Source organism: Marinobacterium halophilum (genome assembly GCF_003014615.1).
GTDB classification, from domain to species: domain Bacteria; phylum Pseudomonadota; class Gammaproteobacteria; order Pseudomonadales; family Balneatricaceae; genus Marinobacterium; species Marinobacterium halophilum.
Genome location: NZ_PYGI01000020.1, coordinates 15,248 through 38,983 on the forward strand (window position 1 = coordinate 15,248; position 23,736 = coordinate 38,983).

19 protein-coding genes are annotated in these 23,736 nt (G+C 59.2%); 16 read left to right on the forward strand and 3 right to left on the reverse strand.

All coding sequences use genetic code 11. The annotated features are described in order from the left end of the window. Window positions 1–35: 35 nt before the first annotated feature. The gene (locus CLV44_RS13650) at window positions 36–1,112 is read right to left on the reverse strand and encodes an MBL fold metallo-hydrolase (protein ID WP_106592678.1); all 1,077 of its coding nucleotides are present in this window, start codon (window positions 1,110–1,112) and stop codon (window positions 36–38) included. Between the two features lie 153 nt (window positions 1,113–1,265). On the opposite strand from CLV44_RS13650, the gene CLV44_RS13655 reads away from it, so the two are divergent. From CLV44_RS13655 to bktB, 5 genes are all read left to right on the forward strand, one after another. Then, window positions 1,266–2,597, forward strand: a complete 1,332-nt coding sequence (locus CLV44_RS13655; RefSeq protein WP_106592679.1) for a spinster family MFS transporter — start codon at window positions 1,266–1,268, stop codon at window positions 2,595–2,597. A 120-nt stretch (window positions 2,598–2,717) separates the two neighbouring features. After that, window positions 2,718–3,812 carry an aromatic ring-hydroxylating dioxygenase subunit alpha gene (locus CLV44_RS13660; protein ID WP_106592680.1) on the forward strand — a complete coding sequence of 365 codons (1,095 nt, stop codon included), beginning with the start codon at window positions 2,718–2,720 and terminating at the stop codon, window positions 3,810–3,812. 209 nt (window positions 3,813–4,021) lie between these two features. Then, entirely contained in the window at window positions 4,022–5,413 is a 1,392-nt protein-coding gene (locus CLV44_RS13665) for a DUF1329 domain-containing protein (RefSeq protein WP_106592681.1), read from the forward strand. Between the two features lie 18 nt (window positions 5,414–5,431). Beyond that, the gene (locus tag CLV44_RS13670) at window positions 5,432–6,964 is read left to right on the forward strand and encodes a DUF1302 domain-containing protein (protein WP_106592682.1); all 1,533 of its coding nucleotides are present in this window, start codon (window positions 5,432–5,434) and stop codon (window positions 6,962–6,964) included. Window positions 6,965–7,062: 98 nt separating this feature from the next. Then, the gene (gene bktB / locus CLV44_RS13675) at window positions 7,063–8,241 is read left to right on the forward strand and encodes a beta-ketothiolase BktB (RefSeq protein ID WP_342748497.1); all 1,179 of its coding nucleotides are present in this window, start codon (window positions 7,063–7,065) and stop codon (window positions 8,239–8,241) included. A gap of 107 nt (window positions 8,242–8,348) precedes the next feature. On the opposite strand, the gene CLV44_RS13680 is transcribed toward bktB, so the two are convergent. Then, entirely contained in the window at window positions 8,349–9,092 is a 744-nt protein-coding gene (locus CLV44_RS13680) for an enoyl-CoA hydratase-related protein (RefSeq protein WP_106592684.1), read from the reverse strand. A 10-nt stretch (window positions 9,093–9,102) separates the two neighbouring features. Beyond that, complete coding sequence (locus CLV44_RS13685; protein ID WP_106592685.1) at window positions 9,103–10,548, reverse strand: aldehyde dehydrogenase family protein; 1,446 nt, start codon at window positions 10,546–10,548, stop codon at window positions 9,103–9,105. Between the two features lie 177 nt (window positions 10,549–10,725). Here CLV44_RS13685 and CLV44_RS13690 point away from each other — a divergent pair, with 177 nt between their 5' ends. The 11 genes from CLV44_RS13690 to CLV44_RS13740 all read left to right on the forward strand — a co-directional run bounded on the left by CLV44_RS13690 (window position 10,726) and on the right by CLV44_RS13740 (window position 23,695). Then, window positions 10,726–11,694 (forward strand): flavin reductase, encoded by a 969-nt coding sequence (locus CLV44_RS13690; protein WP_106592686.1) that lies wholly within the window; start codon window positions 10,726–10,728, stop codon window positions 11,692–11,694. Window positions 11,695–11,726: 32 nt separating this feature from the next. Next, window positions 11,727–12,497, forward strand: a complete 771-nt coding sequence (locus CLV44_RS13695; protein ID WP_106592687.1) for a glucose 1-dehydrogenase — start codon at window positions 11,727–11,729, stop codon at window positions 12,495–12,497. Between the two features lie 10 nt (window positions 12,498–12,507). Then, complete coding sequence (locus CLV44_RS13700; protein ID WP_106592688.1) at window positions 12,508–13,299, forward strand: fumarylacetoacetate hydrolase family protein; 792 nt, start codon at window positions 12,508–12,510, stop codon at window positions 13,297–13,299. A 184-nt stretch (window positions 13,300–13,483) separates the two neighbouring features. Continuing rightward, a complete protein-coding gene (locus CLV44_RS13705; protein ID WP_106592749.1) occupies window positions 13,484–14,395 on the forward strand; it encodes an acetaldehyde dehydrogenase (acetylating) in 912 nt (303 codons plus the stop codon). A 15-nt stretch (window positions 14,396–14,410) separates the two neighbouring features. Next, window positions 14,411–15,439, forward strand: coding sequence for a 4-hydroxy-2-oxovalerate aldolase (dmpG, locus tag CLV44_RS13710; RefSeq protein ID WP_106592689.1), 1,029 nt, complete (start codon window positions 14,411–14,413; stop codon window positions 15,437–15,439). Window positions 15,440–15,531: 92 nt separating this feature from the next. Then, window positions 15,532–16,854: a spinster family MFS transporter gene (locus CLV44_RS13715; RefSeq protein ID WP_106592690.1), complete on the forward strand. Its 1,323-nt coding sequence runs from the start codon at window positions 15,532–15,534 to the stop codon at window positions 16,852–16,854. A gap of 71 nt (window positions 16,855–16,925) precedes the next feature. Then, entirely contained in the window at window positions 16,926–17,693 is a 768-nt protein-coding gene (locus tag CLV44_RS13720; protein WP_106592691.1) for an SDR family oxidoreductase, read from the forward strand. 16 nt (window positions 17,694–17,709) lie between these two features. Further along, window positions 17,710–19,071 (forward strand): serine hydrolase domain-containing protein, encoded by a 1,362-nt coding sequence (locus CLV44_RS13725; RefSeq protein ID WP_106592692.1) that lies wholly within the window; start codon window positions 17,710–17,712, stop codon window positions 19,069–19,071. Between the two features lie 153 nt (window positions 19,072–19,224). Continuing rightward, window positions 19,225–21,195 (forward strand): sensor domain-containing diguanylate cyclase, encoded by a 1,971-nt coding sequence (locus CLV44_RS13730; RefSeq protein WP_106592693.1) that lies wholly within the window; start codon window positions 19,225–19,227, stop codon window positions 21,193–21,195. Between the two features lie 67 nt (window positions 21,196–21,262). Further along, window positions 21,263–22,357 carry a 4Fe-4S dicluster domain-containing protein gene (locus CLV44_RS13735; protein WP_106592694.1) on the forward strand — a complete coding sequence of 365 codons (1,095 nt, stop codon included), beginning with the start codon at window positions 21,263–21,265 and terminating at the stop codon, window positions 22,355–22,357. A gap of 186 nt (window positions 22,358–22,543) precedes the next feature. Further along, window positions 22,544–23,695, forward strand: a complete 1,152-nt coding sequence (locus CLV44_RS13740; protein WP_106592695.1) for an iron-containing alcohol dehydrogenase — start codon at window positions 22,544–22,546, stop codon at window positions 23,693–23,695. Window positions 23,696–23,736: the final 41 nt, after the last annotated feature.

The window sequence follows — 23,736 nt, forward strand, 5'->3', positions numbered from 1 at the left end:
ATGGGTCTCCTCTTATTGTTGTAAGCGCAATTCAATCATCGTGTCTGGTACCAGTCCAGCCCCTCATCATCCGTGATCCGCACCAGCTCACCGCGACGGCAGAGATAATGCAGGTGTGCCAGGGTTTCACCCAGACCCAACATCAACTCGATCGATTTGAGCTCGCGCCGGAACAGCCAACCCATGGCCTGATATCCGGTAAATTTTTCACCCTGCTTGAGCGGGGCCATCAGGTGTTGCAACTGGCGCTCGTGGTGCGCTTCAAGCTGCTCGATACGGGCATGCAGCCCGCGAAACACCTGACCATGCGCCGGCAGCACCAGTGTATCGGCAGCCAACTCTCGCAGCCGTTTCAATGACCGCAGCCACAAACTCAGCGGGTCTGCTTCCGGCTCGACATCGCTGACCAGAATATTGGAGCTGATGCCGGGCAAAACCTGATCACCGGCGAGCAGGATACGATCATCGGCGGCGTACAGGCAGGCGTGTTCCGGCGAATGACCTTCACCGATGACGACCTGCCATTCGCGCCCGCCAATACTAAGCGTTTCCCCGTCACGCAGACGGGTAAAACTGGGCGGGAAGTCAGGTATAAACGGGTCTTTGCGGTGCGAGCCGGTCATCTTCTCGAACCGTTCAAGCGGCATGCCCGCGCGCTGGAAGAATGCGCGCTGCGAGTCTTCCTTGACCACCGCGTTGGTACTGGCCAGTGCGCGCATGGTGAAATATTCGCCATGAGTCATGTACAGCGGCGCATCGAACTCGCTCATCAGCCAACTGGCGCAACCGGCATGGTCATAATGGAAATGGGTGCAGATCACGCCCTTGAGCGGCAGCCCCGGAAACTGTTGTGCCGCCAACGCGGTCCAGCATTCGCGTGAAACATCGGTATTCAACCCGGTATCAACCAGATACCAGCCATCGCCATCATCCAGCAGATACACATTGATGTGGTCCAGCGCCATCGGCATCGGGATACGGGTCCAGAACACCCCGGGAGCCACTTCGGTGACACCACCCACTCCCGTCGGTACCTCGAAGGGATACTCCAGCGCCTCGCGTTCGGCCGCCTTGCGCTGTTTGATCTGAGCCTCGGTTTCACGTTCCAGCATGACTCTCTCCTGCTGTTGGGTAGGGGCACTACTTATTCATGTTCACATATGACGTGATTCACTCGGCAGTCACTACGTCCAAAAGGACGATGTTCAGCAGCACCACTCACGTAAGTTATCCACCACAACAATAAATTCCCACGGAGCCCCAACATGTCGATCATGCCACCCACTGTAACCCGCAGGAGCCACTTCACCCTGGCTTTGCTGGCGTTGGTCTATGTCTTTTCGTTTATTGATCGGAATGTCATTGCCATTGTCATTGAACCGATCAAGCAGGAGTTTGGGGCTTCGGATACCCTGATGGGGCTACTGACCGGTCTCGCCTTTGCCGTTCTGTACGGCATTCTCGGTATTCCGCTGGGTCGCATGGTCGATCAGGGTGCCGACCGCCGCAAGATGATCTCCATCTGCTGCGGCCTGTGGAGTATCGCCACCATGGCATGCGGCATGGCCACCAGCTTCTGGCAGTTATTGATTGCACGCATGACCGTCGCCGTCGGTGAAGCCGGTGGCATGGCCCCCTCGGTCTCCATGGTGTCGGACCTGTACCCCAAGAACCGCCGCTCTTCAGCCATGAGCATCTTCATGCTCGGCCCGCAGTTGGGCCTGCTGATCGCAATGGTGGTCGGTGGTTACATTGCCCAGACCTATGGCTGGCGCACCACGTTCATTTTCTTCGGCATCCCCGGCGTACTGCTCGCCGCTACACTCTGGTTCTTCACCCGTGATCCAGGCCGAGGCGTATTCGACAGTGCCGAAGAACGCCGTCAGGCCATGGAAGCCCGCAACATCAAGGCCGGCCCGCAGATCAAGAGTATTTTCAAGGTACGCGCCTTCGTACTGCTCTGCTTTGGCGTGGCGGTGACCGGCGTAGTCGGCTACGGCTTCGGCATCTGGGCCCCGACTTTCCTGCTGCGGACCTACGAAATGCCCCTTGCCCACGCCGGCTTCCTGTTCGGTATTGCCAGCGGTGTGTTCGCCATACTGGGCACCCTGTTCTGTGGCTGGTTGTGTGATCGCCTGATCCGTCGCAACACCAATTGGCAGCTTGCACTGCCGATGCTGGGTATCCTGATCAGCCTGCCGATGGGCATCGCGTTCGTGCTTTGGCCGCAAACGTCGAGCTTCAGCGTCGGCAGCTTCAACGTCCCTTACGCCATGCTGTTCTGCGCCGGTTTTGCCTTTTTCCAGAGCTGGTGGCCCACCCTGACCTTTGCCGCTGTCAGCCACCTGCTGACCAGTTCGCAGCGCGCTCTTGGCGCAGCTTTCGTCAACCTGTTCATGACCCTGATTGGCGCAGGCCTTGGCCCACTGCTGTCCGGCACCCTCAGTGACATGTACTCCAGCAGCATGGGGCCTGATGGCTTGCGCTGGGCACTGGCGACCGTGCTCTGCCTGCTGCTCATTCCCGCTCTGCTGTATGGCCTGGCCATTCGTCCCTATAAGCGTCGCCTGGAAGAACTGGATGCAAGCCTGACCTAAGCGGTCAGGCAGTTGACGCAGATCAGGTACACAGCACCTATCGTCCAAACAGAGTATGCCCCGGGCCGACGCAAAATTCAGAATCGGACGGGTAATAACAACAAGACCAAGGAGTTTCCCATGGCAACATCCCAGGACTACCGGCTCGGTGATTACACCTTCCCTCGCGGCTGGTTCATGATTGCGACCTCTGACGACATCAACACGCACAAGCCGCTGGCCGTGCGCTTCTTTGGTCGAGACTTCGCGCTTTACCGCGGCCAGGAAACCGGCAAGGTGGTTCTGCTCGACGGTTACTGCCCGCACATGAAAACACACCTGGCAGCGCCGAATGATACGTCTTACGTGATCATCGACGGTGGCGGCACCAACATCGAAGGCGACAGCATTCGCTGCCCTTACCACGCCTGGCGCTTCGGCCCGGATGGCCAGTGTGACGACATCCCTTACCATGATGGTCCGATCCCGAAAACGGCCTGTGTGAAGTCTTGGACCGTGAAAGAAAGCCTGGGCGCAATCTGGGTCTGGCATGATCCGGAAGGTGGCGAGCCGGAGTGGGAACACCCGTCCCTGCCACAGTGGGATGACGAGTCCTGGGTACAGTGGAAATTCGATGACCTCGGTATTCTTGAGCAGCACCCGCAGGAAGTGATCGACAACATCTGCGACTATGGCCACCTGAGCCCGATCCACGGTTCCACCGTACAGCGCTATGAAAACGAGTTCAAAGGACACCTCGCCACTCAGCGCCAGTGCGGCCCGCACCGCACCCTGGTCGGTAAAGACGGTGCCAGCCCGATTCTGCATACCATCACCACCTATAACGGTCCGGGTGTACTGATCTCTTATCTGACCGGTTACTACGAGTCGATTCTGATGATCACTCACACCCCGGTCGAAGATGGCAGCGTCCGCGTATGGCACGCCCTGCTCGTGAAGTCACCGAACGACAACGCCAAAGTCACCGTGGAAGACAAGATTGCAGCCGCCCAGTTCCAGAACTCCAGCCGCCTGGCATTTGCTCAGGACTTCGAGGTATGGGTCAACAAGGCACCGTGCCTCAACGGCATGTTCATCCCCAGCGACGGCCCGTTCATGAAAGCCCGCATCTGGTACAAGCAGTTCTACAACCCGCGCGCCCGTGCGCCCGAGTTTCTGGACAAGTGTGAAGGCGTCTACGTACCCAAGGGTACCGAGCCCTACACCCAGAACTGAACACGCTGACATGTAACACCCAGACGGCCTGAAGCTCCCCTTCCAGGCCGTTTTTTTTGCCTGAAACACCAAATACAAGTGGCCTAGTCTTTTCAGACGATTTATCCCGCCACCGATTACCAAACAATGCAACCACAACAAAAATAACACCAACTGCCGCCCGCTTACGACACTAAGTCTGACAGACCGGGTTCACATCTGGAGGCAAGATGAGAAAGCAGCAATTATGGAAACCACTCGCCGCAGCTATCGCGCTGGCTCTGTCCGCATCCGCACACGCCAAGGTCGCACCGGAAGAAGCCAGTAAGCTGGGCAATGAACTAACCTGCATGGGTGCCGTCGCCGCCGCCAACGAAGCCGGAACCATTCCCGCCTTCTCTGGCAAATGGCTGGGTACACCGCCGGGCATCGACTACACCCCCAATGTTGGCCAGCACCCGATCGATCCCTATCCCGAAGACAAGCCGCTGTATGTCATCAACGGCAAGAACTGGGAGCAATACAAGGAACACCTGACCCCCGGTCAGATCGCCCTGCTCCAGCGTTTCCCTGACAGCTTCGAACTACCGGTCTATGAAGGTCGTCGCGACTTCCGTTACCCGGACGAAATCTGTGAAGTGGCCAAGAAAAACGCGGTTGAAGCCGAACTGATTGATGGCGGCATGGGCTTCACCGGCTACATGGGCCCGGTACCGTTCCCGATTCCGTCTGGCGAAAATCAGGCAATGCAGGTACTGGCCAACCACAACTATCCGTACCGCGCCTTTACCGAGCAGATGGAAAGACGTGACCTGGCCGATGTGAGTGCCAGCGGCAATATTACCTGGGGCCAAACCCACAACGCGGCACTGAACGTGATCACGTTGCCGGACCAAATCGGCAAGCCCATTGGCGAAATCATGGCCTACAGCGACACCGGCACCCTGCTGCCGACTCGTGACAAGGGCAAGCGTACTGTTTCCATCGAACCGATGAACTTTGCTCAGGGTCAGCGTCTGGCCTGGACCTACAACCCGGGTACACGCCGTGTACGCCAGTTGCCCGAGTATGGTTTTGACACCCCGGCTGCAGGTACCTCCGGCAAGATGGTCATCGACCAGGACCGCCTGATGAACGGTTCGCCAGAGCGTTATGATTGGGAACTCAAGGGCAAGAAAGAGATTTACGTCCCGGCCAACGCCTACCGCCTGCATGAAGAAGGCGTTGCCTATGACGATCTGCTGACGCCAAACCATGCCAACCCTGATTTCATGCGTTACGAACTGCGCCGCGTCTGGGTACTGGAGGGCAACCTCAAGAGCACCCACCGTCACAAGTACGGCAAGCGTGTACTGTTTATCGATGAAGACACCTGGCATGGCGTCATGAGTGACTTCTACGACACCCGTGGCGAACTCGTCAACCATGCGTTCCTGAACTACTACTACGCCTATGACATGAGTGCATGGCAGGCGGGCAGCAGCTTCTACCACGACCTCACCACCGGTGGTTACATCGCCTACAACCTGTTCCAGGATCTGGAAAAGGGGCCGATCTTGAACGCCGGCGGCCTGGAGCCTGACAACTTCACCCCGGCCGCTCTGCGCCGTCGTGCACACTAATTTCGCGAGGATCCTGAAATGACAGCATTTAAACCGAACCTGCTGGCCCTCGCAGTACTGGCCGCAGGCATCACAACCCAAGCCCAGGCCGGTGAAAGCATCGACATGGGCAATGACCTGACCCTGGACTGGAAAGGCACCGTCAGCTATGGCGCAGGCGTACGCCTGGAAGACCCTTCCGATGCGAGCTACATGCAGTCCAGTGGCAACAGTAATTTTGATCAGGGCGACATGATCAATAACCGCCTGTCACTGCTGATGGAAGGCCGCCTGCACAAGGGCAACAGCGGCCTGGTGATGTCCGCCAGCACCTTCTATGACGACGTGTACCAGGACAGCAAGTTCTCGGATGACGCCGAGAAGTACCATGGTGGTTACACCCGCTTGCTGGACCTGTACGGCTACACCACTTTTGAATTGGGTAACGAACGTTACCTGAACCTGCGCGCCGGTAAACATGTAGTCGCATGGGGTGAAGCCCTGTTCATGCCCAGCATGTCACTGGCACAGGGCCCGTCCGACGGCACCAAATCCGGTATCCCGGGCGTAGAAGTCAAGGATATCCTGCTGCCGGAAGACCAGGTCTCCATGCAGTTGGAAATGAACCCGAACTGGTCAATTCTGGCGCATGCACAGTACAACTGGCATCCGGTCCAGGTATCTGAGCCCGGCGCTTTCCTCAGCACCAGTGATGCTGTCGGCGAAGGTGCTACCTGTCTGTCAGCGGCACCCGGTGAGCCCTGTGGCTTTGGTGTTCGCGGCTCTGATATCGAGCCGGATGAAATGGGTCAGTGGGGCATCGGCACACGTTTCCGTACCAGCCTGGAAACAGAGTGGGGCCTTTACTACATGAATTATCATGACCGTATCCCGTTGACCCAGTACAACGCCCTGAGCAATACCTATCAGATACGCTATTTCGATGATATTCAGCTGTACGGCGCAACCATGACCACCAGCTTGGGCATGGCATCCATTGCGGGCGAGGTCACCTACAAGAAAGGCGCACCGGTTCTCGTCAGCACTCAGCTGCCAGTGGCTCCAGGCTACAGCATCACCATGCCATCAGCTGCGCGTGCCGATATCATGCAAACCAACGTTAACGCCATCGTCAACTTTGGTCGTTCCTGGATTGCCGATACGGTTAACCTGACCGCCGAACTGTCCTATGTGGATATCATGGATGTAGAAAAAACCGGTTTGAACGGTATCCCGGGTACCGCAACCGATGATCTCTTCTACAGCAACCATGGCCTGGCTTTCTCAAGCAGCCTTTCCCTGAGCTATCCCGGCGCGACTGAAAACTGGGATCTGAGCGTGCCGATCGCTTACTCCCGCCAGATCAGTGGCCGTACCATCACTGGCGGCGTGGGTGGTGAAGGCGATCACCGTTTCAGTGTCGGTGCTGACTTTACTCACCGCACCGGTGTACAGGTAGGCGTTAAATACCTGACTTACATGGGCAGCGCCAGTAATGATGATCTACCCTATGAACAGCTTTCGCTGTCTGACCGCGACAACCTGTCCCTGTCAGTGAAGTACGCCTTCTAAGTCAGGGCGGCGTACAGCGATCGATAGCATTTCCCACTTCATTTTCCGGCCTCTTCTGAGGCCGGTTTTTTTCGGTTACCACCGAAGGAGCAATGACCATGCAAGAAGTTGTCTTCATCAACGGCCTGCGCACTGCCATCGGCGGTTTCGGCGGTTCACTTGCCCAGCAACGCCCCACCGAGCTAGCGGCAACTGTCGTACGTCAACTGCTGGACAGTACCGGCTGCGCACCGGAGCGTGTTGGCCAGGCGGTATTCGGCAATGTGCTGCACAGTGAAAATGCCGACATGTATCTTTCTCGCGTGGCGGCCGTGAATGGTGGCCTGCCGGAAACCACCACAGCACTGACCCTGAACCGCCTGTGCGGCAGCGGCCTGCAGGCGATCATCACCGGTGCCCAGCAGATCCAGCTCGGCATCTGCGATGCGGTTGTGGCCGGCGGTGCCGAGTCCATGTCCCGCGCCCCTTATCATCTGCCCAGCGCCCGCTTTGGCCAGCGCATGGGTGACGCCCAGATGACCGACCCGATGACCGGTGTACTCACCTGCCCGTTCAACCAGTATCACATGGGCGTGACTGCCGAAAACGTGGCTGAACGCTTCAACATCAGCCGCGAAGATCAGGACCAGCTTGCCGTGAGCAGCCACCAGCGCGCTCAGGCGGCCATCGAGCAAGGCCGCTTTGAATCCCAAATCGTACCGATTGAAGTGGGCAAGCGCGGTCAATCCAAACTGTTTCAACAGGATGAGCATGTGCGTCTGGACTGCCAGCCGGAACAGCTGAGCAAGATGCGCCCCGTATTCAAGAAAGACGGCAGCGTCACCGCCGGTAACGCCTCGGGCATTAACGATGCAGCAGCAGCCGTTTTGATGACCAGTGCCGCAGAAGCCGAGCGTCAGGGCCTGAAGCCGATGGCACGCCTGGTGGATTACCACCTGGTAGGCGTTGACCCGAGCATCATGGGCATTGGCCCGGTACCGGCAATCCGTGAGTTGCTTGAACGCCACCAGCTGACTGTCGACGACATTGACCTGTTCGAAGTCAACGAAGCCTTTGCCGCTCAGGCACTGGCGGTACAGCGCGAACTGAACCTGCCCGATGATCGCCTGAACCCCAACGGTAGCGGCATTTCACTGGGCCACCCGATTGGTGCCACCGGCAGTATCATTATGGTCAAGGCACTGCATGAACTGCAGCGCACGGGCGGCCGCTATGCCGTCATCGCCCTGTGCGTCGGTGGTGGCCAGGGTATCGCGGCATTGATCGAACGCTACTGAACCGCTCACACCCCAGCCCGCCCCATATACAAAACGGCCGCTCAATGAGCGGCCGTTCGGGTTATTGCGTTGCTACGATGACATGCTGTATTGGCATGTTCAGTCGATCAGCGTGTCACAAATGCATTCAGTGCCTGCTGTGCGGCATCACATTCCAGCAGCTGTTCAAACAGATCCATCTCGGCCTGCATCAATGTATCCAGCTGCGCACCCGCCGACTGCTGCAACCGTGCCCGCGACTGCTGAACAGCGGTTGCATCCAGTGACGCCAACCGGCGCACCACTTTATCGACCTGCGCACCCAGCTGCTCCTGTGGCAACACCGCATTGATCAATCCAGCCTGCGCGGCATCAACCGCCTTGCACGGCTCCCCCAACACCAGCCACTCGAACGCCTTGGCATGACCCGCCAGTTGCGGAATCAGCTGCGTGCTGCCCCCTTCCGGACACAACCCCAGCGCCACAAACGGGAAGATCAGGGCCGCACGTTCGCTGGCATAGATCAGGTCGCAGTGCAGCAGCAAGGTTGCGCCGATACCCACCGCCTTGCCGTTTACTTCCGCAACCACCGGCTTGCGACAAGCCCGCATTGCCTGCAACAGCTGCAGCGGCGGATCGGTCCGCCGACCCTGCTCAGGCTCGGCAAGAAAATCGGCGATATCATTACCCGCACTGAAGCAGTCGCCCTTGGCACCGAGCCGAATAACACGCACTTCGGGGTTTTCATCGGCCGCCTGCAACGCTGAAGTCAGCGCCGCATAGAGTTCACGGTCAAACGCATTGCGCTTGTCCGCTCGGTTCAGTTCCAGCGCCAGTACACCGCCTTCCAGGCTCTGATTCAATGTTGTCATAGTGTCAGCCTCAATCCTTGGTAACCTGAGCCTGCATCATCGCTTCAAACTGGTCGTGATGCGGCGGCAGCATGCCCCACTCACCGCGCGGATCATACGCCGGTGCGCGGTACACGGTGCGGGTATGGCTGAACTCCAGGAAGCCTTCATGGCCATGGTAGTGGCCCATGCCGGAGCCACCAACGCCACCGAAGGGCGCTTCGTGCATCGCCGCATGCATCAGCAGGTCATTGACGGTCACGCCGCCGGACAGGGTTTGCGTCAGCACCTGCTGCTCTTCGTCCTTGTCCTGGCCGAAGTAGTACAGTGCCAACGGGCGCTCGCGACCATGAATATCATCCAGCACCGCATCAATCGTGTCGTAGGACTGGATCACCAGTGCCGAGCCGAAGATCTCTTCCTGCATGATGACACTGTCAGCCGGCGGGTTGATCACCAAACGCAACGGACGCTTGCGGCTGGTGCCGGTCGCTTCAGGATGGCTGGATTCAATACGTACACCGCGATCACGCGCATCAGCCAGATAGGCCTCAACTCGCTGCAAATGGTTGTCATTAATGGCAGCCACCATGTCGGGGTTGTCGTCCACGCTCGGGTAAAGAGTACGGAACTGCTGCTGCAACTGAGCGATAACGCTCTCCAGCTGCTCGGCCGGTACATAGAGCACATCCGGGCAGATACAGATCTGGCCACCGTTGGTGCCCTTGGCAATCGCCAGTCGGCGGCAGGCGTCTTGAACATCGGCACTGCGGCCCATGACCACCGGCGACTTGCCACCCAACTCCAGGGTGACCGGCACCAGATTCTCGGCGGCGGCACGCATGATCTTGCGCCCAACGGCGGTGCTGCCGGTGAAGACCAGATGATTGAACGGTGATCCGGCGAACGCCGCCCCAATGGCAGCATCACCGACCGCCACACCAACCACGGCCGGGTCCAGGTGAGCGGATACCAGTTCGGCAACCAGTGCTGCGGTAAGCGGTGCCACTTCCGACGGTTTTAAAATCGCGCGGTTACCTGCCCCCAGCGCACACGCCAGCGGGCTAAACAGGGTAAACAGCGGCGCATTCCAGGTGCCGATGATGCCAACGCTACCCTTGGGCTGGTGCAGCACTTCAGCCTGGCCACCCAGCTGATCGTAAGGGGAAAACACCGTACGTGGATCGTCTTGCATCCACTGTTCGAGGTGATCACGTGTATGCTTCAGCGACGCCAGCGACCCCAGAATATCGTTCATGATAGAGAACGCACGTGGACGCCCACCCGCTGAACCTTCACCGAAGTCGGCGCCCATGGCATCGGCCAGCGCATCGCTGTGGTCAACCAGCAGGTCGATTACCTGCTGGATGCGTGCCTTGCGGGTCGCGGCACTGACCGTGCCTTCACGGTTGAACGCCTGCTGCTGTTCGGTCAGCAGTTCACGAATGCCTTCAGGGGTGGTTACGGCTGCAGCCATCGGTTATCTCCTTCGGATTATTGTTATTACCCCTCACATTACTACCTCTGATCCCACCTGAATACCTCGTCCGGACGGACGACAACGCCCCATTGGCCTTAGTCCATAAAGACGATGATGCCCCTTGTGGCGACTGCAATACTCGGTTCAGACTCATCGGCCAGCAGAGGCAATCACATGACCCAGAACAGTTTCGACCCTAAAGCCTTTCGTACGGCACTGGGCACCTTCACCACCGGTGTCACCATCATCACTGCTCAAGCGGCCGACGGCACGCCGGTAGGGATTACCGCCAACAGCTTCAACTCGGTCTCGCTGGACCCGCCGATGGTGCTCTGGAGTCTGGCCAAAACCGCCAATAGCCTGCCGGTGTTTACCGAGAGCAAGCATTGGAACGTACATGTTCTGTCAGTTGAACAGGAAGCCCTTTCCGGCCGCTTTGCCTCCCGTGGTGAAGACAAATTCGCCGGTCTGACTCTGGACGACGGCATCACCAACGCCCCGCTGCTGCCCGGCAGCACCGCCCGCTTCCAGTGCCGCACCGCGTTCATGCATGACGGCGGTGACCACATTATATTCATCGGCGAAGTTCTGGGCTTTGATCAAAGCGACCTGCCACCGCTGGTATTCCAGAGCGGCCAGTATGCGCTGGCGGCCCGCAAGCCGCGCGAGGAAGTGCGCCTGACCCAGTCAGAGCCGCCGCCCGAGTGCAGCTACACCGAAGACCTGCTGGGCTACCTGCTGGGACGTGCCCACTTCCAGATGGTCAACCGCCTCAAGGGCCTGCTGGATGAACAAAAGCTGGCACAGGAGCAATTTTTCATCCTGTCAGTACTGTGTATCCGCGATCGGATGACGCTGAGCGAGATCAACGAATATATCGCTTACACCGGTTACTCCGTCGATGAAAACGACATGCAGGTGCTGACCGACGGTGGCCATGTTGTCATCGAACAGGACCGGTATCGCATGACCGCCGATGGCCGCGAAGCCTCGCTGCACCAGATCGCCCATGCCAAGGCGATTGAAGAAGAGCTGGTCGAAGCGCTGGGCCAGGGCGACGCCATGGCATTGAAATTGCTGCTCAAGCGCCTGATCGAACGTACCGATCCCGGTCTGCCCGACTTGTGGGCTGTATCCTCTTAATGCTCGTTAGCCAATAAAAACAAGGAGTTGCCATGTCCATTCTGAATAGCTTCAACCTGGAAGGCCAAGTCGCCGTCATTACCGGTGCTGGCCGTGGTTTAGGCCGGGCCATCGCCCTGGCCTACGCGGAAGCCGGTGCCGATGTGGTCTGCTCGGCACGCACCCTGGCCGACGTGGAAGCAGTCGCTGAAGAAGTGCGGGCGCTGGGACGCCGCGCGCTGGCGGTCAGCTGTGACGTCAACGACCAGGCTCAGCGCGAAGCACTGGTTGCAGCAGCCGTGGAAGGCATGGGCAAGATCACGCACCTGGTGAACAACGCCGGTGGCTCCGGCCCCAATGATCCGCTGAAGATGACTCCGGCAGACTTCACCGCCGTCATGGAATTCAACGTCACCTCCGCCTACTCACTGACCCAGCTATGTGTGCCGCACATGCGCACCGCCGGCGGCGGTAACGTGATCAACATCACCTCCGGTGCGGCCCGTTACATCCAGAAACACTTCAGCGCCTACGGCACCGCCAAGGCGGCACTGACCCACATGACCAAGCTGCTGGCGCAGGATTTCGCACCGGATGTTCGCGTGAATGCGATCGCTCCCGGCCCGATCCGTACCGCAGCGCTGGAAAACGCCGCACCGGCCGCCATGCTCGAAACCATGGCCAAGAACACGCCGCTGCAGCGTATCGGTGAACCTGAAGATATCGCGGCTGCCGCACTGTATTTTGCCACCCCGGCGTCCAGCTGGGTGACCGGTAAAGTGATTGAAGTGGATGGCGGTGCCGAAGGCAGCGTCTGGGGCTGAGGAGACTGAGATGACGACACCCCTGATTAATCAGCTGGGCCGCGAACTGCATATTGCGCTCAAGGAAGGCTGCACCCTGTCGCCCCTGATTGAGCGTTACCCTGAGTTGAGCCTGGACGATGCCTACCACATCTCCCTGACCACGCTGAAGCTGCGCGAGCAGGATGGCGAGCGGGTGATCGGCAAGAAGATCGGCGTTACCTCCAAACCGGTGCAAGAGATGCTCAATGTGCATCAGCCTGACTTCGGTTTCCTGACCGACACCATGTTCTACCCGGAAGGCGCTGAAGTCAGCCTGTCTGCAGCGGGCCTGATCCAGCCCCGCGCCGAAGGCGAAATCGCTTTCTGTCTGAAGGAAGATCTGAGCGGCCCCGGTGTTACCGCCGCCGATGTACTGGCCGCGACCGAATGGGTTGCGCCCTGCTTCGAAATTGTCGACTCCCGCATCGACAACTGGCGTATCAGTATCGTCGATACCGTGGCCGACAACGCGTCTTGCGGTGTTTTTGTCATCGGTGACACCCGCACCGACCCGAACAGTCTGGACCTGGCCGCCGTGGCGATGCAGATCGAGAAGAACGGTGAACCGGCCGGTTCCGGCCTGGGCTCGGCGGTGCAGGGTCATCCGGCAGAAGCGGTCGCCTGGCTGGCCAATACACTGGGCGAGTATGGCATCCCCTTCCGCAAGGGCGAGATCATCCTGTCCGGTGCACTGGCTCCGCTGATTCCGGCGGCAGCAGGCGACCGTTTCAGCCTCACCGCCGAAGGTCTGGGCAGCTGTTCGATCAGCTTCGTGGAATAACCGCCGGCTTATCGCCTGCAAGCAGGCTCCTACGGACAACATGATTGTAGGGGCTTGCCCTGCAGGCGATCAGGTAAGACAAGATTTATCGCCTGCAGGCAGGTTCCTACGGACAGCGTCATTGTAGGAGCGTGCCTTGCAAGCGATCGGGCAAGCTATCAAACAAGAATACGTGGAACTGACTATGTCCAAAAAATTGAAAGCGGTCATCATTGGCCCAGGTAACATCGGCACCGATCTGCTGATGAAAATGCAGCGTTCCGAGTGGATCGAGCCGGTGTGGATGGTGGGTATCGACCCCGAGTCCGAGGGTCTCAAGCGCGCCGCCGAGATGGGCATCAAGACCTGCGCCACTGGCGTGGATGGCCTGCTCCCCCACGTGATTGAAGATGACATCCGTGTTGCTTTCGACGCTACCTCAGCCTACGTCCATGCTGAAAACAGCCGCAAGCTGAACGAGCTGGGCGTGATCATGATCGACCTCACCCCTGCGGCCATCGGCCCGTTCTGCGTACCGCCGGTGAACCTGACCGACCACGCCAAGAATCTGGAAATGAACGTCAACATGGTCACCTGCGGTGGCCAGGCCACAATTCCGATGGTTGCAGCGGTGAGCCGTGTGCAGCCGGTAGAGTATGGCGAAATCGTTGCGACCGTTTCCTCGCGTTCTGTGGGCCCGGGCACACGCCAGAACATCGACGAGTTCACCCGCACCACCTCAGGTGCCGTGGAACAGATCGGCGGTGCCAAGCGTGGCAAGGCGATCATCGTCATCAACCCGGCCGAGCCGCCGCTGATGATGCGTGACACCATCCATTGCCTGACCGAGAGCGAGCCGGATCAGGCCGCGATCACCGAGTCCGTGCACGCCATGGTGAAAGAGGTACAGAAATATGTGCCGGGTTACACCCTGGTAAACGGCCCGGTGTTCGATGGCAACAAGGTCTCCTGCTTCATGCAGGTAGAAGGCCTGGGCGACTTCCTGCCCAAGTATGCCGGTAACCTGGATATCATGACCGCTGCCGGTCTGCGCACCGCCGAGATGTTCGCTGAAGAAGCGGCCAACGGCACCATCACACTGCCGGCACGCGGCTAAGCGGGAGATCACACGATGAATTTGAACGGCAAGAAAGTCACCCTGCACGACATGAGCCTGCGCGACGGCATGCACGCCAAGCGCCACCAGATCAGCCTGGACGAGATGGTCAACGTTGCCACGGCGATGGATGACGCGGGTATGCCGCTGATCGAAGTCACCCACGGTGACGGCCTCGGCGGTGCGTCTTTGAACTACGGTTTCCCGGCTCACACGGATGAGGAATACCTCGGCGCTGTCGTGCCGAAGATGAAGAACGCCAAGATCTCCGCCCTGCTGCTGCCGGGCATCGGGACACTTGACCATCTGAAGATGGCCAAAGATCTCGGTGTTTCCACTATCCGCGTCGCCACCCACTGCACCGAAGCGGATGTGTCTGAACAGCACATCGGCATGGCCGCCAAGATGGAATTGGATACCGTTGGCTTCCTGATGATGGCGCACATGGTCAGCCCGGAGAAAATTCTGGAACAGGCCAAATTGATGGTCAGCTACGGTGCCAACTGCATCTATGCCACCGATTCCGCCGGTTACATGCTGCCGGACGAAGTGACTGCCAAGATCGGTCTGCTGCGTGCGGAGCTGCCGTCCAATGTTGAAGTGGGCTTCCATGGCCACCACAACATGGGCATGGCGATTGCCAACTCGCTGGCCGCGATTGACGCCGGGGCATCCCGTATTGACGGCTCCGTTGCCGGTCTGGGTGCCGGTGCCGGTAACACGCCGCTGGAAGTGTTCTGCGCCGTACTCGACCGCATGGGTGTCGACACCGGTATCGATCTGTACAAGATCATGGACGTGGCCGAAGACCTGGTCGTGCCGATGATGGATCAGCCGATCCGCGTCGACCGTGATGCCCTGACGCTGGGTTATGCCGGTGTGTACTCGTCGTTCCTGCTGTTTGCCCAGCGGGCACAGAAGAAATACGGCATCCCCGCCCGTGATATCCTGCTCGAACTGGGCCGTCGCGGCACCGTGGGCGGACAGGAAGACATGATTGAAGATCTGGCGCTGACCATGGCCAAGGAGAAGGGCCTGATCTGACAGGCGATTGAAAACCGGCCTGTCCAGGCCGGTTCTGCACGCTAACAGGTTCCGGCACAACAGTCGGCCCTGTATGCACAAGGAGAGTATCCGTGGTCACCATCGGTTCCACTTCACCCGCATCCGCCTGGCGCCGCCACGGATTGCTGCTCCTGCTCACCCTGCTCTACACCGATACCTTTATCGGCCGTCAGATCATGGCGGTGATGATTGAACCGATCAAGCAGGAGTTCAACGCCAGCGATACCGCCATGGGGCTGGTCTCGGGGCTTGCGTTTGCCGGCGTCTATGCTCTGTTTGGGCTCGGCGCGGGCCGTCTTGCCGACCGCTTGCCACGCACCCGCGTGCTGGCTGTCTGTGCCCTGCTCTGGAGTATCACCACTATTCTGTGCGGTTTCACAACCGGATTTATCATGCTGGTCGCTGCCCGTATGCTGGTAGCCATCGGTGAATCGGCGGTCACCCCCAGTTCCATCTCCATGATTGCCGACCTCTATCCGGTCAACCGCCGCGCCTTTGCCATCAGCTGTTACAGCACCGCTCCCACACTGGCCGCCATTATCGCCATGAGTGCCGGTGCCTGGCTGGTGGATCAGTACGGCTGGCGAGTCGGCTTTATTGTGGTCGGCATACCCGCCTGCCTGATTGCCGTGGTCATGCTGCTGATGCGCGACCCGCAACGCGGTACGTGGGACGACCACAGCAGCGAACCGGCACTGCCGCTGTCTCTGATGGCTACCCTCAAATCCCTGTGGGCGATCAAACCCTATCGCTTTCTGATCCTTGCCGCCGGCCTAAGCACCTTGGGTGCCAATGCCTACGGCATGTGGAACGCTACCTTCCTGGTCCGTTCCCATGGGCTGGATCTGCAGCAGGCCGGTATTCTGGCCGGGTTTGTCGGGGGCGGCTCGGCAGCACTGGGCATGCTGTTCAGCGGCTGGTTCACTGACCGCCTGATCAGCGCTCATCCCCGTTGGCAATTGCTGATTCCGCAGGTCGGGCACGGCATCGGCATTGTGGCCATGGCGACTTATCTGCTCTGGCCCGCCGACAGCACCTTTATGCTGGCAGGTCATACCATACCAACCGCCATGATCTGGTGCGCACTGAATGGCTTTTTTGCCGTCTGGTGGGTCGGCCCCTGCTTCAGCATGATTACCCGGATCGTGTCACCCGACAGCCGCGCCGTAGCCATGGCCTGCCAAACCGTACTGGTAACGTTGCTAGGCGTTGGCATCGGCCCGCTGGCCGTCGGTGCACTGAGCGATCTGATGGCACCATTGCTGGCTGCCGAGTCGCTGCGCTACTCCTTGCTGATCGGCTGTATCAGTACGGCACTGGCCATGGGGATGCTGTTCATGGTGGGATACTGCCAACGACAAGCACGCATGAAACCACAGGCTGCTCTAGTCTGAATGGACGAAGAGTGGCCAAGCGATCACTTCCATAGTCGATTTTGATAACCAATAACAACGAGGATTCATCCATGTCCATTATCGCCGTAACCGGTGCTGCATCAGGTATTGGTGCCGCTGTTTGCCAGCATCTTGAAGCCGCCGGCCACACACTGATTCGTGTTGACCTGCGCAATGCCGACGTCAACGCCGACCTGTCCTCGGCCGAAGGCCGTCAGGCTGCCGTTGCACAGACCCTGAGCGCCTGCAACAACCGGCTGGATGCCGTGGTCGCCTGTGCCGGCGTCGGTGTGACCGCACCCTCGGTGGGCCTGATTGTCGGCGTGAACTACTTTGGTGTCAGCGAATACCTCGACGGACTGGAAGACGCACTGGCCGCCAGTGGCAACGGCAAGGCCGTGATCATCGGTTCCGTGGCTGGCAGCCACATGGTGGCGACGCCGCACCCGATGGCCGCTGCCATGCTGGAAGGCGACGAAGCCAAGGCCTGCCAGCTGGCCGAAGAGAGCGAAAACCCCTCTGCCGCCTACGCCGCCTCCAAGTACGCCGTCACCGTATATGCTCGCAGCAAGTCCGTCGAATGGGGCAAGCGCGGCATGCGCTTGAACACCATCGCACCGGGTGCGGTTGAAACGCCACTGCACAAGGCCTCTCTGGATGACGCACGCTTTGGCGAAGCGGTGAAGAATTTTGTTGCCCCCATGGGCCGCGCCGGGGTGCCGGACGAAATCGCCGATGGCGTCGACTTCCTTCTGTCCGAAAAGTCCGCCTTCGTTAATGGTTCAGTGCTGTTCATTGATGGCGGCATGGATGCGATGGTTCGTACTCGCCAATTCTGAGTTTGAGGAGAAGGTCATGCCCTGTACCAAGACACTCACTGCACTGAGCCTTTCGACACTGTTAACGGTGTCATTTGCACCCGCGCTACAGGCGGCTGCCCAGTGTGGTGCCGAAGACAGCCAAACGCTCTCCGCAGCGGACTCTGCACCCGAAGTAATGGGTTGGATGCAGGGCAGCCCTCCGGCCGTCGACAAGCGTGTACGTTTGGCCGACGGTTCCTTTTTCAGTTTCCCGGCACTGCGCTACAGCGTAGGCCACATGAACGAATTCCTGCCGACCACACTGGTCAGTCGACGCAATACCGCGCCGTCTGAACTGCCCTACGCACAGAGCGATGCGCTGACCACCAGCATTGATGCACTGACCTTTACCCCCTGGGGCCAGGACAAGCAAACCTCTTGGGCCGACGCGCTGGACAAGACCTATACCGACGGCATTCTGATCATGCACAAAGGCAAGGTGATCTATGAACGCTACCGCGGTGGCTTCAAGGATTACGAGCGCCACGCCCTGATGTCGGTGACCAAATCGCTCACCGGCACACTGGCACTGGACCTGATTCATCAGGGCCTGATCGACGAGAATCTGCCGATCAGCCACTACATTCCGGAACTGAAAGACTCCGGTTTTGGTGATGCCAGCGTCAAAAACGTACTGAATATGACCGCCGGTATCGATTTCGATGAAGACTATGCCGACCCGAAATCGGAAATTTGGGTATTCTCGGCCGCCGGTAACCCGCTGCCCAAACCCAAGGGCTATCAAGGCCCGACCGGTTACTATGAATACCTGCCACTGGTGCAGAAAGCCGGTGAACATGGCCAGGCCTTCGCTTACAAAACCGCAAACACCGAAGTCATCGGCTGGCTGGTCGCCCGAGTGACCGGCATGTCGGTCGCCGACTATCTGGAAGAGCGCGTATGGAGCAAAATAGGCATGGAACGCGCCGCCCTGTTCCAGGTCGACGAACTGGGTACGCCCTTTGCCGGAGGCGGCCTCAACGCCAGCCTGCGTGATCTGGCTCGTTTTGGCGAACTCATGCGCAACAACGGCCGTATCGGTGATCAACAGATCCTGCACCCCAAGGTTGTGGCTGACATCCGTGCCGGTGCCGAACACCCGGTATTTACCCAACCGGAATATCCGGGGCAAGCCGACTGGTCGTTCCGCGGCATGTGGTGGGTAACCGGTAACACCCAGTCCCCGTTCATGGCACGCGGCGTACACGGGCAAAACATTTATATAAACCCGGAAAAAGAAGTCGTGATCGTGCGCTTTGCCTCACACCCGAAGGCAGCCAACCGGGCAACCGACTGCATCACACTGCCGGCCTATGAGCGTTTGTCCGACTATCTGTCGTCACAGAACGCTCACTGAGTCATCGCGGCTACCTGGGGTAGCCGCACCTCCCCTACCCAATCTCCCCATTAAGTTGCCAATCAGAAACATTTTTCTTTCAAACGGGTGATTAACTGCACGTTTTTCGCTATAAATAGGTACGTAAGTACCTTGAAATAACGAGCGGTACACATGAGCCCCAGCATCCCGACCTCTGCCCCCGCAGACATAACCGGACGCCTCGATTTCCGGTCCTTATTGCGTGGGCAAGACCCGATACTGCGCAAGCTCATCCTGCTGCTCTGGGTCACCAGTATTGCCATGTCGACCCTCCTTGGCGTCGCGGCTGTCGAGCTGAACTGGAGCGGCATCCCGGTCACATTCGGCGACTATACCGTTCACCTGACGTTCTATCCTCCCCTCATTCTGGCCATGTTCTGGCTGTTCTGGTTCGGTTTCTGGTGGGCGGCCATCCCTACCTGGGCCAGTACCTTCATACTTTCGCTCCACTATGGCATGGCTCCCGAATGGGCGTTGCTGTTTGCCTGCTCAGACCCGCTGGGACTGGCCTTGCTGGCCATGGTATATCGCGCACTGCCCGCCGCACTGCAGATCCGCAAACCCGGCAATATTGCCCTGTTCATTCTGTTCAGTTTTGCCGCCGCCGTCCTGAGTTCGGTGGGTGCGTTTATCTGGAGCCATGCCACCCATTCGCAAATCACCGGCCTCTATGCAGTCTGGCAAGGTTGGTGGCTGGGGTTTCTGGTGCAGAATGTATTGATTGTGTTGCCGATATTGTTATTTGCCGACCCAACCATCCGGCGCTGGCAAAAAAACACTCACCTGTGGCCATCTCGCCCGCTCAACGAGCGCGGGCTGCGCCAGACACTGGTGATCGCGCTACTGCTGGTGTCGACCGTTGTGCTGTTTACCTGGCTGAGTGCCAGCCTGACCAAAAATGCCATCATGACGGCAGCATACAGCCATGATGTCTATCTCTGGCAACCCATCGCCCGGATGGTGCGTGACTCGCTCAATGCGCTAATGACGGTCCTGGTGATATTGATGATTGCCATGACCCTGTTCGGTATCTATCTGTTCCGCTACTGGTCGGCACGGTTGACCCATTCACACCAGATGCTCATCCGCAGCAATCACCGCCTGAGTGCCGAAATAAAGGAACGCGAGAATATCCAGATCGAGCTGCAACACCGCTATCAAATGCTCAATTTGATGGCGCAGCTGGATGCTCGTCTGCACGCGGCTGCCAATGCTCAAGAGATCATTACTGCGCTATCGGAATACCTGCCGCGCCAGCTGCCGCAAATGGAGGGTGTTCTCTGCCGCGTCAATGCGGACCGCAAACTGGAAATACTGGTCCACTGGGGACGCTTCCCACTGATCGGAGTGCAACATGCGGCTACGCTGACCGTGCCGGAGCATGCCAACACCTGGGATCAGGTCAGGACCTACGACCCTGAAGGCCACCACGGCGTCCACCGAGCCCTGCCGTTGAAGTCGGGCCAGCACCTGCTCGGGGTCATCCTGCTTGGGCCGGCACCCGAGGGCGATACCGCCGTCAGTGCCGTGCTGCAGATTCTGACAGAACACCTGGCGCTGGCACTGACCAATCTGCGCTTGCGCGAGCAACTGATGGAAGAGGCAACCCGTGACCCGCTGACCGGTCTGTATAACCGGCGCTACCTGCATAGTCGACTGGACCAGGAGCTGTCCCGTTGCCAACGCCACGAGCGTCCACTCAGCCTGATGATGATCGATATCGACCATTTCAAACAACTCAACGACTCGCTGGGGCATGAGGCTGGCGACCAGGCCTTGCGCAGCATTACCCGCTTTATCGGAGAGCAGATCCGTGAAAGCGACATCGCCTGCCGCTTCGGCGGCGAAGAGATTATTCTGGTGCTGCCCGAGGCCAGCCAGATCCATTCAGAAGAGCGTGCACGGCGCCTGTTGGAAGGCATTGCTCTGTTGCGCTTGACCAGCCGTGACGGCCAACCGATGCCACGCCTGACCGTATCCATTGGATTGGCGGTTTACCCTGAACATGCGGACTCCGGCGAAGGCCTGATCCACGCAGCCGACCAGGCGATGTACCGCGCCAAGGCCAATGGCCGTAATCAGGTGTGTATTGCCACCGGTTAAGCGAATACTTGTATTCTGCGGCACCCACTCCTAACGTAAGGGAAAGCACGCGAATAGAGCGCCGCCCATGCCCACCGCCGATTATCTGCCCCGCCACTCACTGTCGCACCTGTTCGATCTGCTGCAGCAACACGGCTACAGGCTGGTCGGCCCCCAGGTGATTGACGGTGCCATTCTTTATCGGCCACTGACCGCCGTCGACCAGCTACCCAGCGGGACCGAACAGGTGCAGCAGCCCGGTCAGTATCGCCTGATCCAGACCGACAGCTCGCGCCGGTTCAGCTGGGCCAACGGCCCCCAGGCACTGAAACCGCTGACTTTTACCCCGCGTGAAACCCTGTGGCGCTCACAACTCCATGAGGATGGCAGCCTCAGTTTCCATGAAACGCCCGAACCGGCAACCCCCACCGCCGTGATCGGCGTCCGTGGCTGTGATCTGGCCGCACTCGCGTTGCAAGACCAGCATTTTGCGGATGACCCTTACTATCGTCAGCAGCGCGACGCCCTGCTGCTGATCGCTGTGGACTGTTCCCACCCGGCCGACACCTGCTTCTGCGCCAGTACCGGTGACGGTCCCGATGCGAAAGCAGGACATGACCTGGCCCTGACCGAACTGGACGATGGTTTTCTGATCCGGGCCGGCAGTGAACGGGGGAAAAATCTGATGACAGCCTTGCCATTGACAGCGGCATCCCACGCCAGCCACCAGCAGGCCGAGACGCAATATCGCCGCGCCAGCCAGCAACAACGTCAATTGCCAACATTCGACCCTGCGCAGCTGATCCATTTGGGAGGGCACCCCGCCTGGGACGCTGTTGCCGACGCCTGTCTCAGTTGTGGTAACTGTACGTCCGTCTGTCCCAGTTGCTTCTGTTTCAGTGAAAGTGAAGTACCGGAATTGGACGGCACGGCTTCCAGCCATCAGCGCCAATGGGATTCCTGCTTCAGCGAAGGCCACAGCTATATCCACGGCCACCGCTTTCGTCCCGACACCAAGGGGCGCTATCGCCAGTGGCTGACCCACAAGTTCGGCAGTTGGGTCGAGCAGTACGGTCGCAGCGGCTGTACCGGCTGTGGCCGCTGCATCAGCTGGTGTCCGGTGGGCATTGATCCGTTGCAAGTACTGGCACAGCTGGGTGATGAACCTCCAACATCCAACTGACGACCACGAACCAGCCGTCAGGTTCCAGACCATTTGGTCTCCCCATGATCCGAGTCATCCCTACTGCAAATCGACTGGACAACCGTTTACAACCGATTCCGGAAGAGTAGTCTGGCATCAAGGATCAATCGGCCATCACCGATACGTTTCCTGAAACAAAACCCTCATGAAAGCAAGGACTTAAACATGGCGACTGAAGCGTTTTTCGTACCCAATGTTTCCCTGATGGGCGCAGGCTGCCTGAGCACTTTGGCCGAACGTGTCGGCATGCTGGGCGGCAAAAAACCGCTGCTGGTAGCCGATGGCGGCATGACCCAGCTGGGTTACACCGCCCGCGTCGTCAGCATGCTGGAAGAAGCCGATATTGCCTGTGCCGTATATGACGGCACTGTGCCCAACCCCACCGACCACAACGTCGATGAAGGCACAGCAGTGTACCGCAACGCAAACTGCGACATGCTGATCTCCCTCGGGGGCGGTAGCGCACACGACTGCTGCAAGGGCATCGGCATTCTGGCCACCAACGGCGGTCAGATTCAGGATTACGAAGGGCTGGACCAGCTGACTCAGCCGCTGCCGCCCTACATCGCCATCAATACCACCGCCGGTACCGCCAGCGAGATGACCCGTTTCACCATCATCACCAACAGCTCCAACCATGTGAAGATGGCGATCGTGGATTGGCGTGTCACCCCGGATGTGGCCATCAACGACCCGGAACTGATGGTCGACATGCCGCCGTCACTGACCGCCGCCACCGGTATGGATGCACTGACCCACGCCGTGGAAGCCTACGTATCGACCGCCGCCACTCCGATCACCGATGCCTGTGCGCTGCAGGCGATCCGTCTGATCGGCCAGTATCTGCGCAAGGCCGTGGCCCGTGGCGACGATATGGAAGCCCGTGACAAGATGGCCTATGCGGAGTATCTGGCGGGCATGGCGTTCAACAACGCCAGTCTGGGCCATGTGCATGCCATGTCGCACCAGCTGGGCGGCTTCTACAACCTGCCCCATGGCGTCTGCAATGCACTGCTGTTGCCGCACGTAAGCCGCGTCAACCTGATGGCTCGTACCGAGCGTTTTGCCGACATCGCCGATGCACTGGGTGAAGTCACCACCGGCCTGTCCGAACGCGATGCCGCCTATATGGCGATCGATGCCATTGAGGAGCTGTCGATGGATGTGGGCATTCCGCAGACCCTGAGCGAGCTGGGTGTGAAAGCGGAAGACATTCCGACCATGGTCGGCAACGCCCAGAAGGATGTCTGTGCGCTGACCAACCCGCGTAAACTGACTGACGATGAAGTCGCCGCGATTTATCACGCCGCTCTCTGATTCGCACATTAACCGAACGCGGGCACAGCGCCTGCGTTCGG

What these genes read in the sequence shown, in the direction of transcription:
- CLV44_RS13650 (WP_106592678.1), bottom strand. Translation starts at nt 1,112, where the DNA reads ATGCTGGAACGTGAAACCGAGGCTCAGATCAAACAGCGCAAGGCGGCC.
- CLV44_RS13655 (WP_106592679.1), top strand. Translation starts at nt 1,266, where the DNA reads ATGTCGATCATGCCACCCACTGTAACCCGCAGGAGCCACTTCACCCTG.
- CLV44_RS13660 (WP_106592680.1), top strand. Translation starts at nt 2,718, where the DNA reads ATGGCAACATCCCAGGACTACCGGCTCGGTGATTACACCTTCCCTCGC.
- CLV44_RS13665 (WP_106592681.1), top strand. Translation starts at nt 4,022, where the DNA reads ATGAGAAAGCAGCAATTATGGAAACCACTCGCCGCAGCTATCGCGCTG.
- CLV44_RS13670 (WP_106592682.1), top strand. Translation starts at nt 5,432, where the DNA reads ATGACAGCATTTAAACCGAACCTGCTGGCCCTCGCAGTACTGGCCGCA.
- bktB (WP_342748497.1), top strand. Translation starts at nt 7,063, where the DNA reads ATGCAAGAAGTTGTCTTCATCAACGGCCTGCGCACTGCCATCGGCGGT.
- CLV44_RS13680 (WP_106592684.1), bottom strand. Translation starts at nt 9,092, where the DNA reads ATGACAACATTGAATCAGAGCCTGGAAGGCGGTGTACTGGCGCTGGAA.
- CLV44_RS13685 (WP_106592685.1), bottom strand. Translation starts at nt 10,548, where the DNA reads ATGGCTGCAGCCGTAACCACCCCTGAAGGCATTCGTGAACTGCTGACC.
- CLV44_RS13690 (WP_106592686.1), top strand. Translation starts at nt 10,726, where the DNA reads ATGACCCAGAACAGTTTCGACCCTAAAGCCTTTCGTACGGCACTGGGC.
- CLV44_RS13695 (WP_106592687.1), top strand. Translation starts at nt 11,727, where the DNA reads ATGTCCATTCTGAATAGCTTCAACCTGGAAGGCCAAGTCGCCGTCATT.
- CLV44_RS13700 (WP_106592688.1), top strand. Translation starts at nt 12,508, where the DNA reads ATGACGACACCCCTGATTAATCAGCTGGGCCGCGAACTGCATATTGCG.
- CLV44_RS13705 (WP_106592749.1), top strand. Translation starts at nt 13,484, where the DNA reads ATGTCCAAAAAATTGAAAGCGGTCATCATTGGCCCAGGTAACATCGGC.
- dmpG (WP_106592689.1), top strand. Translation starts at nt 14,411, where the DNA reads ATGAATTTGAACGGCAAGAAAGTCACCCTGCACGACATGAGCCTGCGC.
- CLV44_RS13720 (WP_106592691.1), top strand. Translation starts at nt 16,926, where the DNA reads ATGTCCATTATCGCCGTAACCGGTGCTGCATCAGGTATTGGTGCCGCT.
- CLV44_RS13725 (WP_106592692.1), top strand. Translation starts at nt 17,710, where the DNA reads ATGCCCTGTACCAAGACACTCACTGCACTGAGCCTTTCGACACTGTTA.
- CLV44_RS13730 (WP_106592693.1), top strand. Translation starts at nt 19,225, where the DNA reads ATGAGCCCCAGCATCCCGACCTCTGCCCCCGCAGACATAACCGGACGC.
- CLV44_RS13735 (WP_106592694.1), top strand. Translation starts at nt 21,263, where the DNA reads ATGCCCACCGCCGATTATCTGCCCCGCCACTCACTGTCGCACCTGTTC.
- CLV44_RS13740 (WP_106592695.1), top strand. Translation starts at nt 22,544, where the DNA reads ATGGCGACTGAAGCGTTTTTCGTACCCAATGTTTCCCTGATGGGCGCA.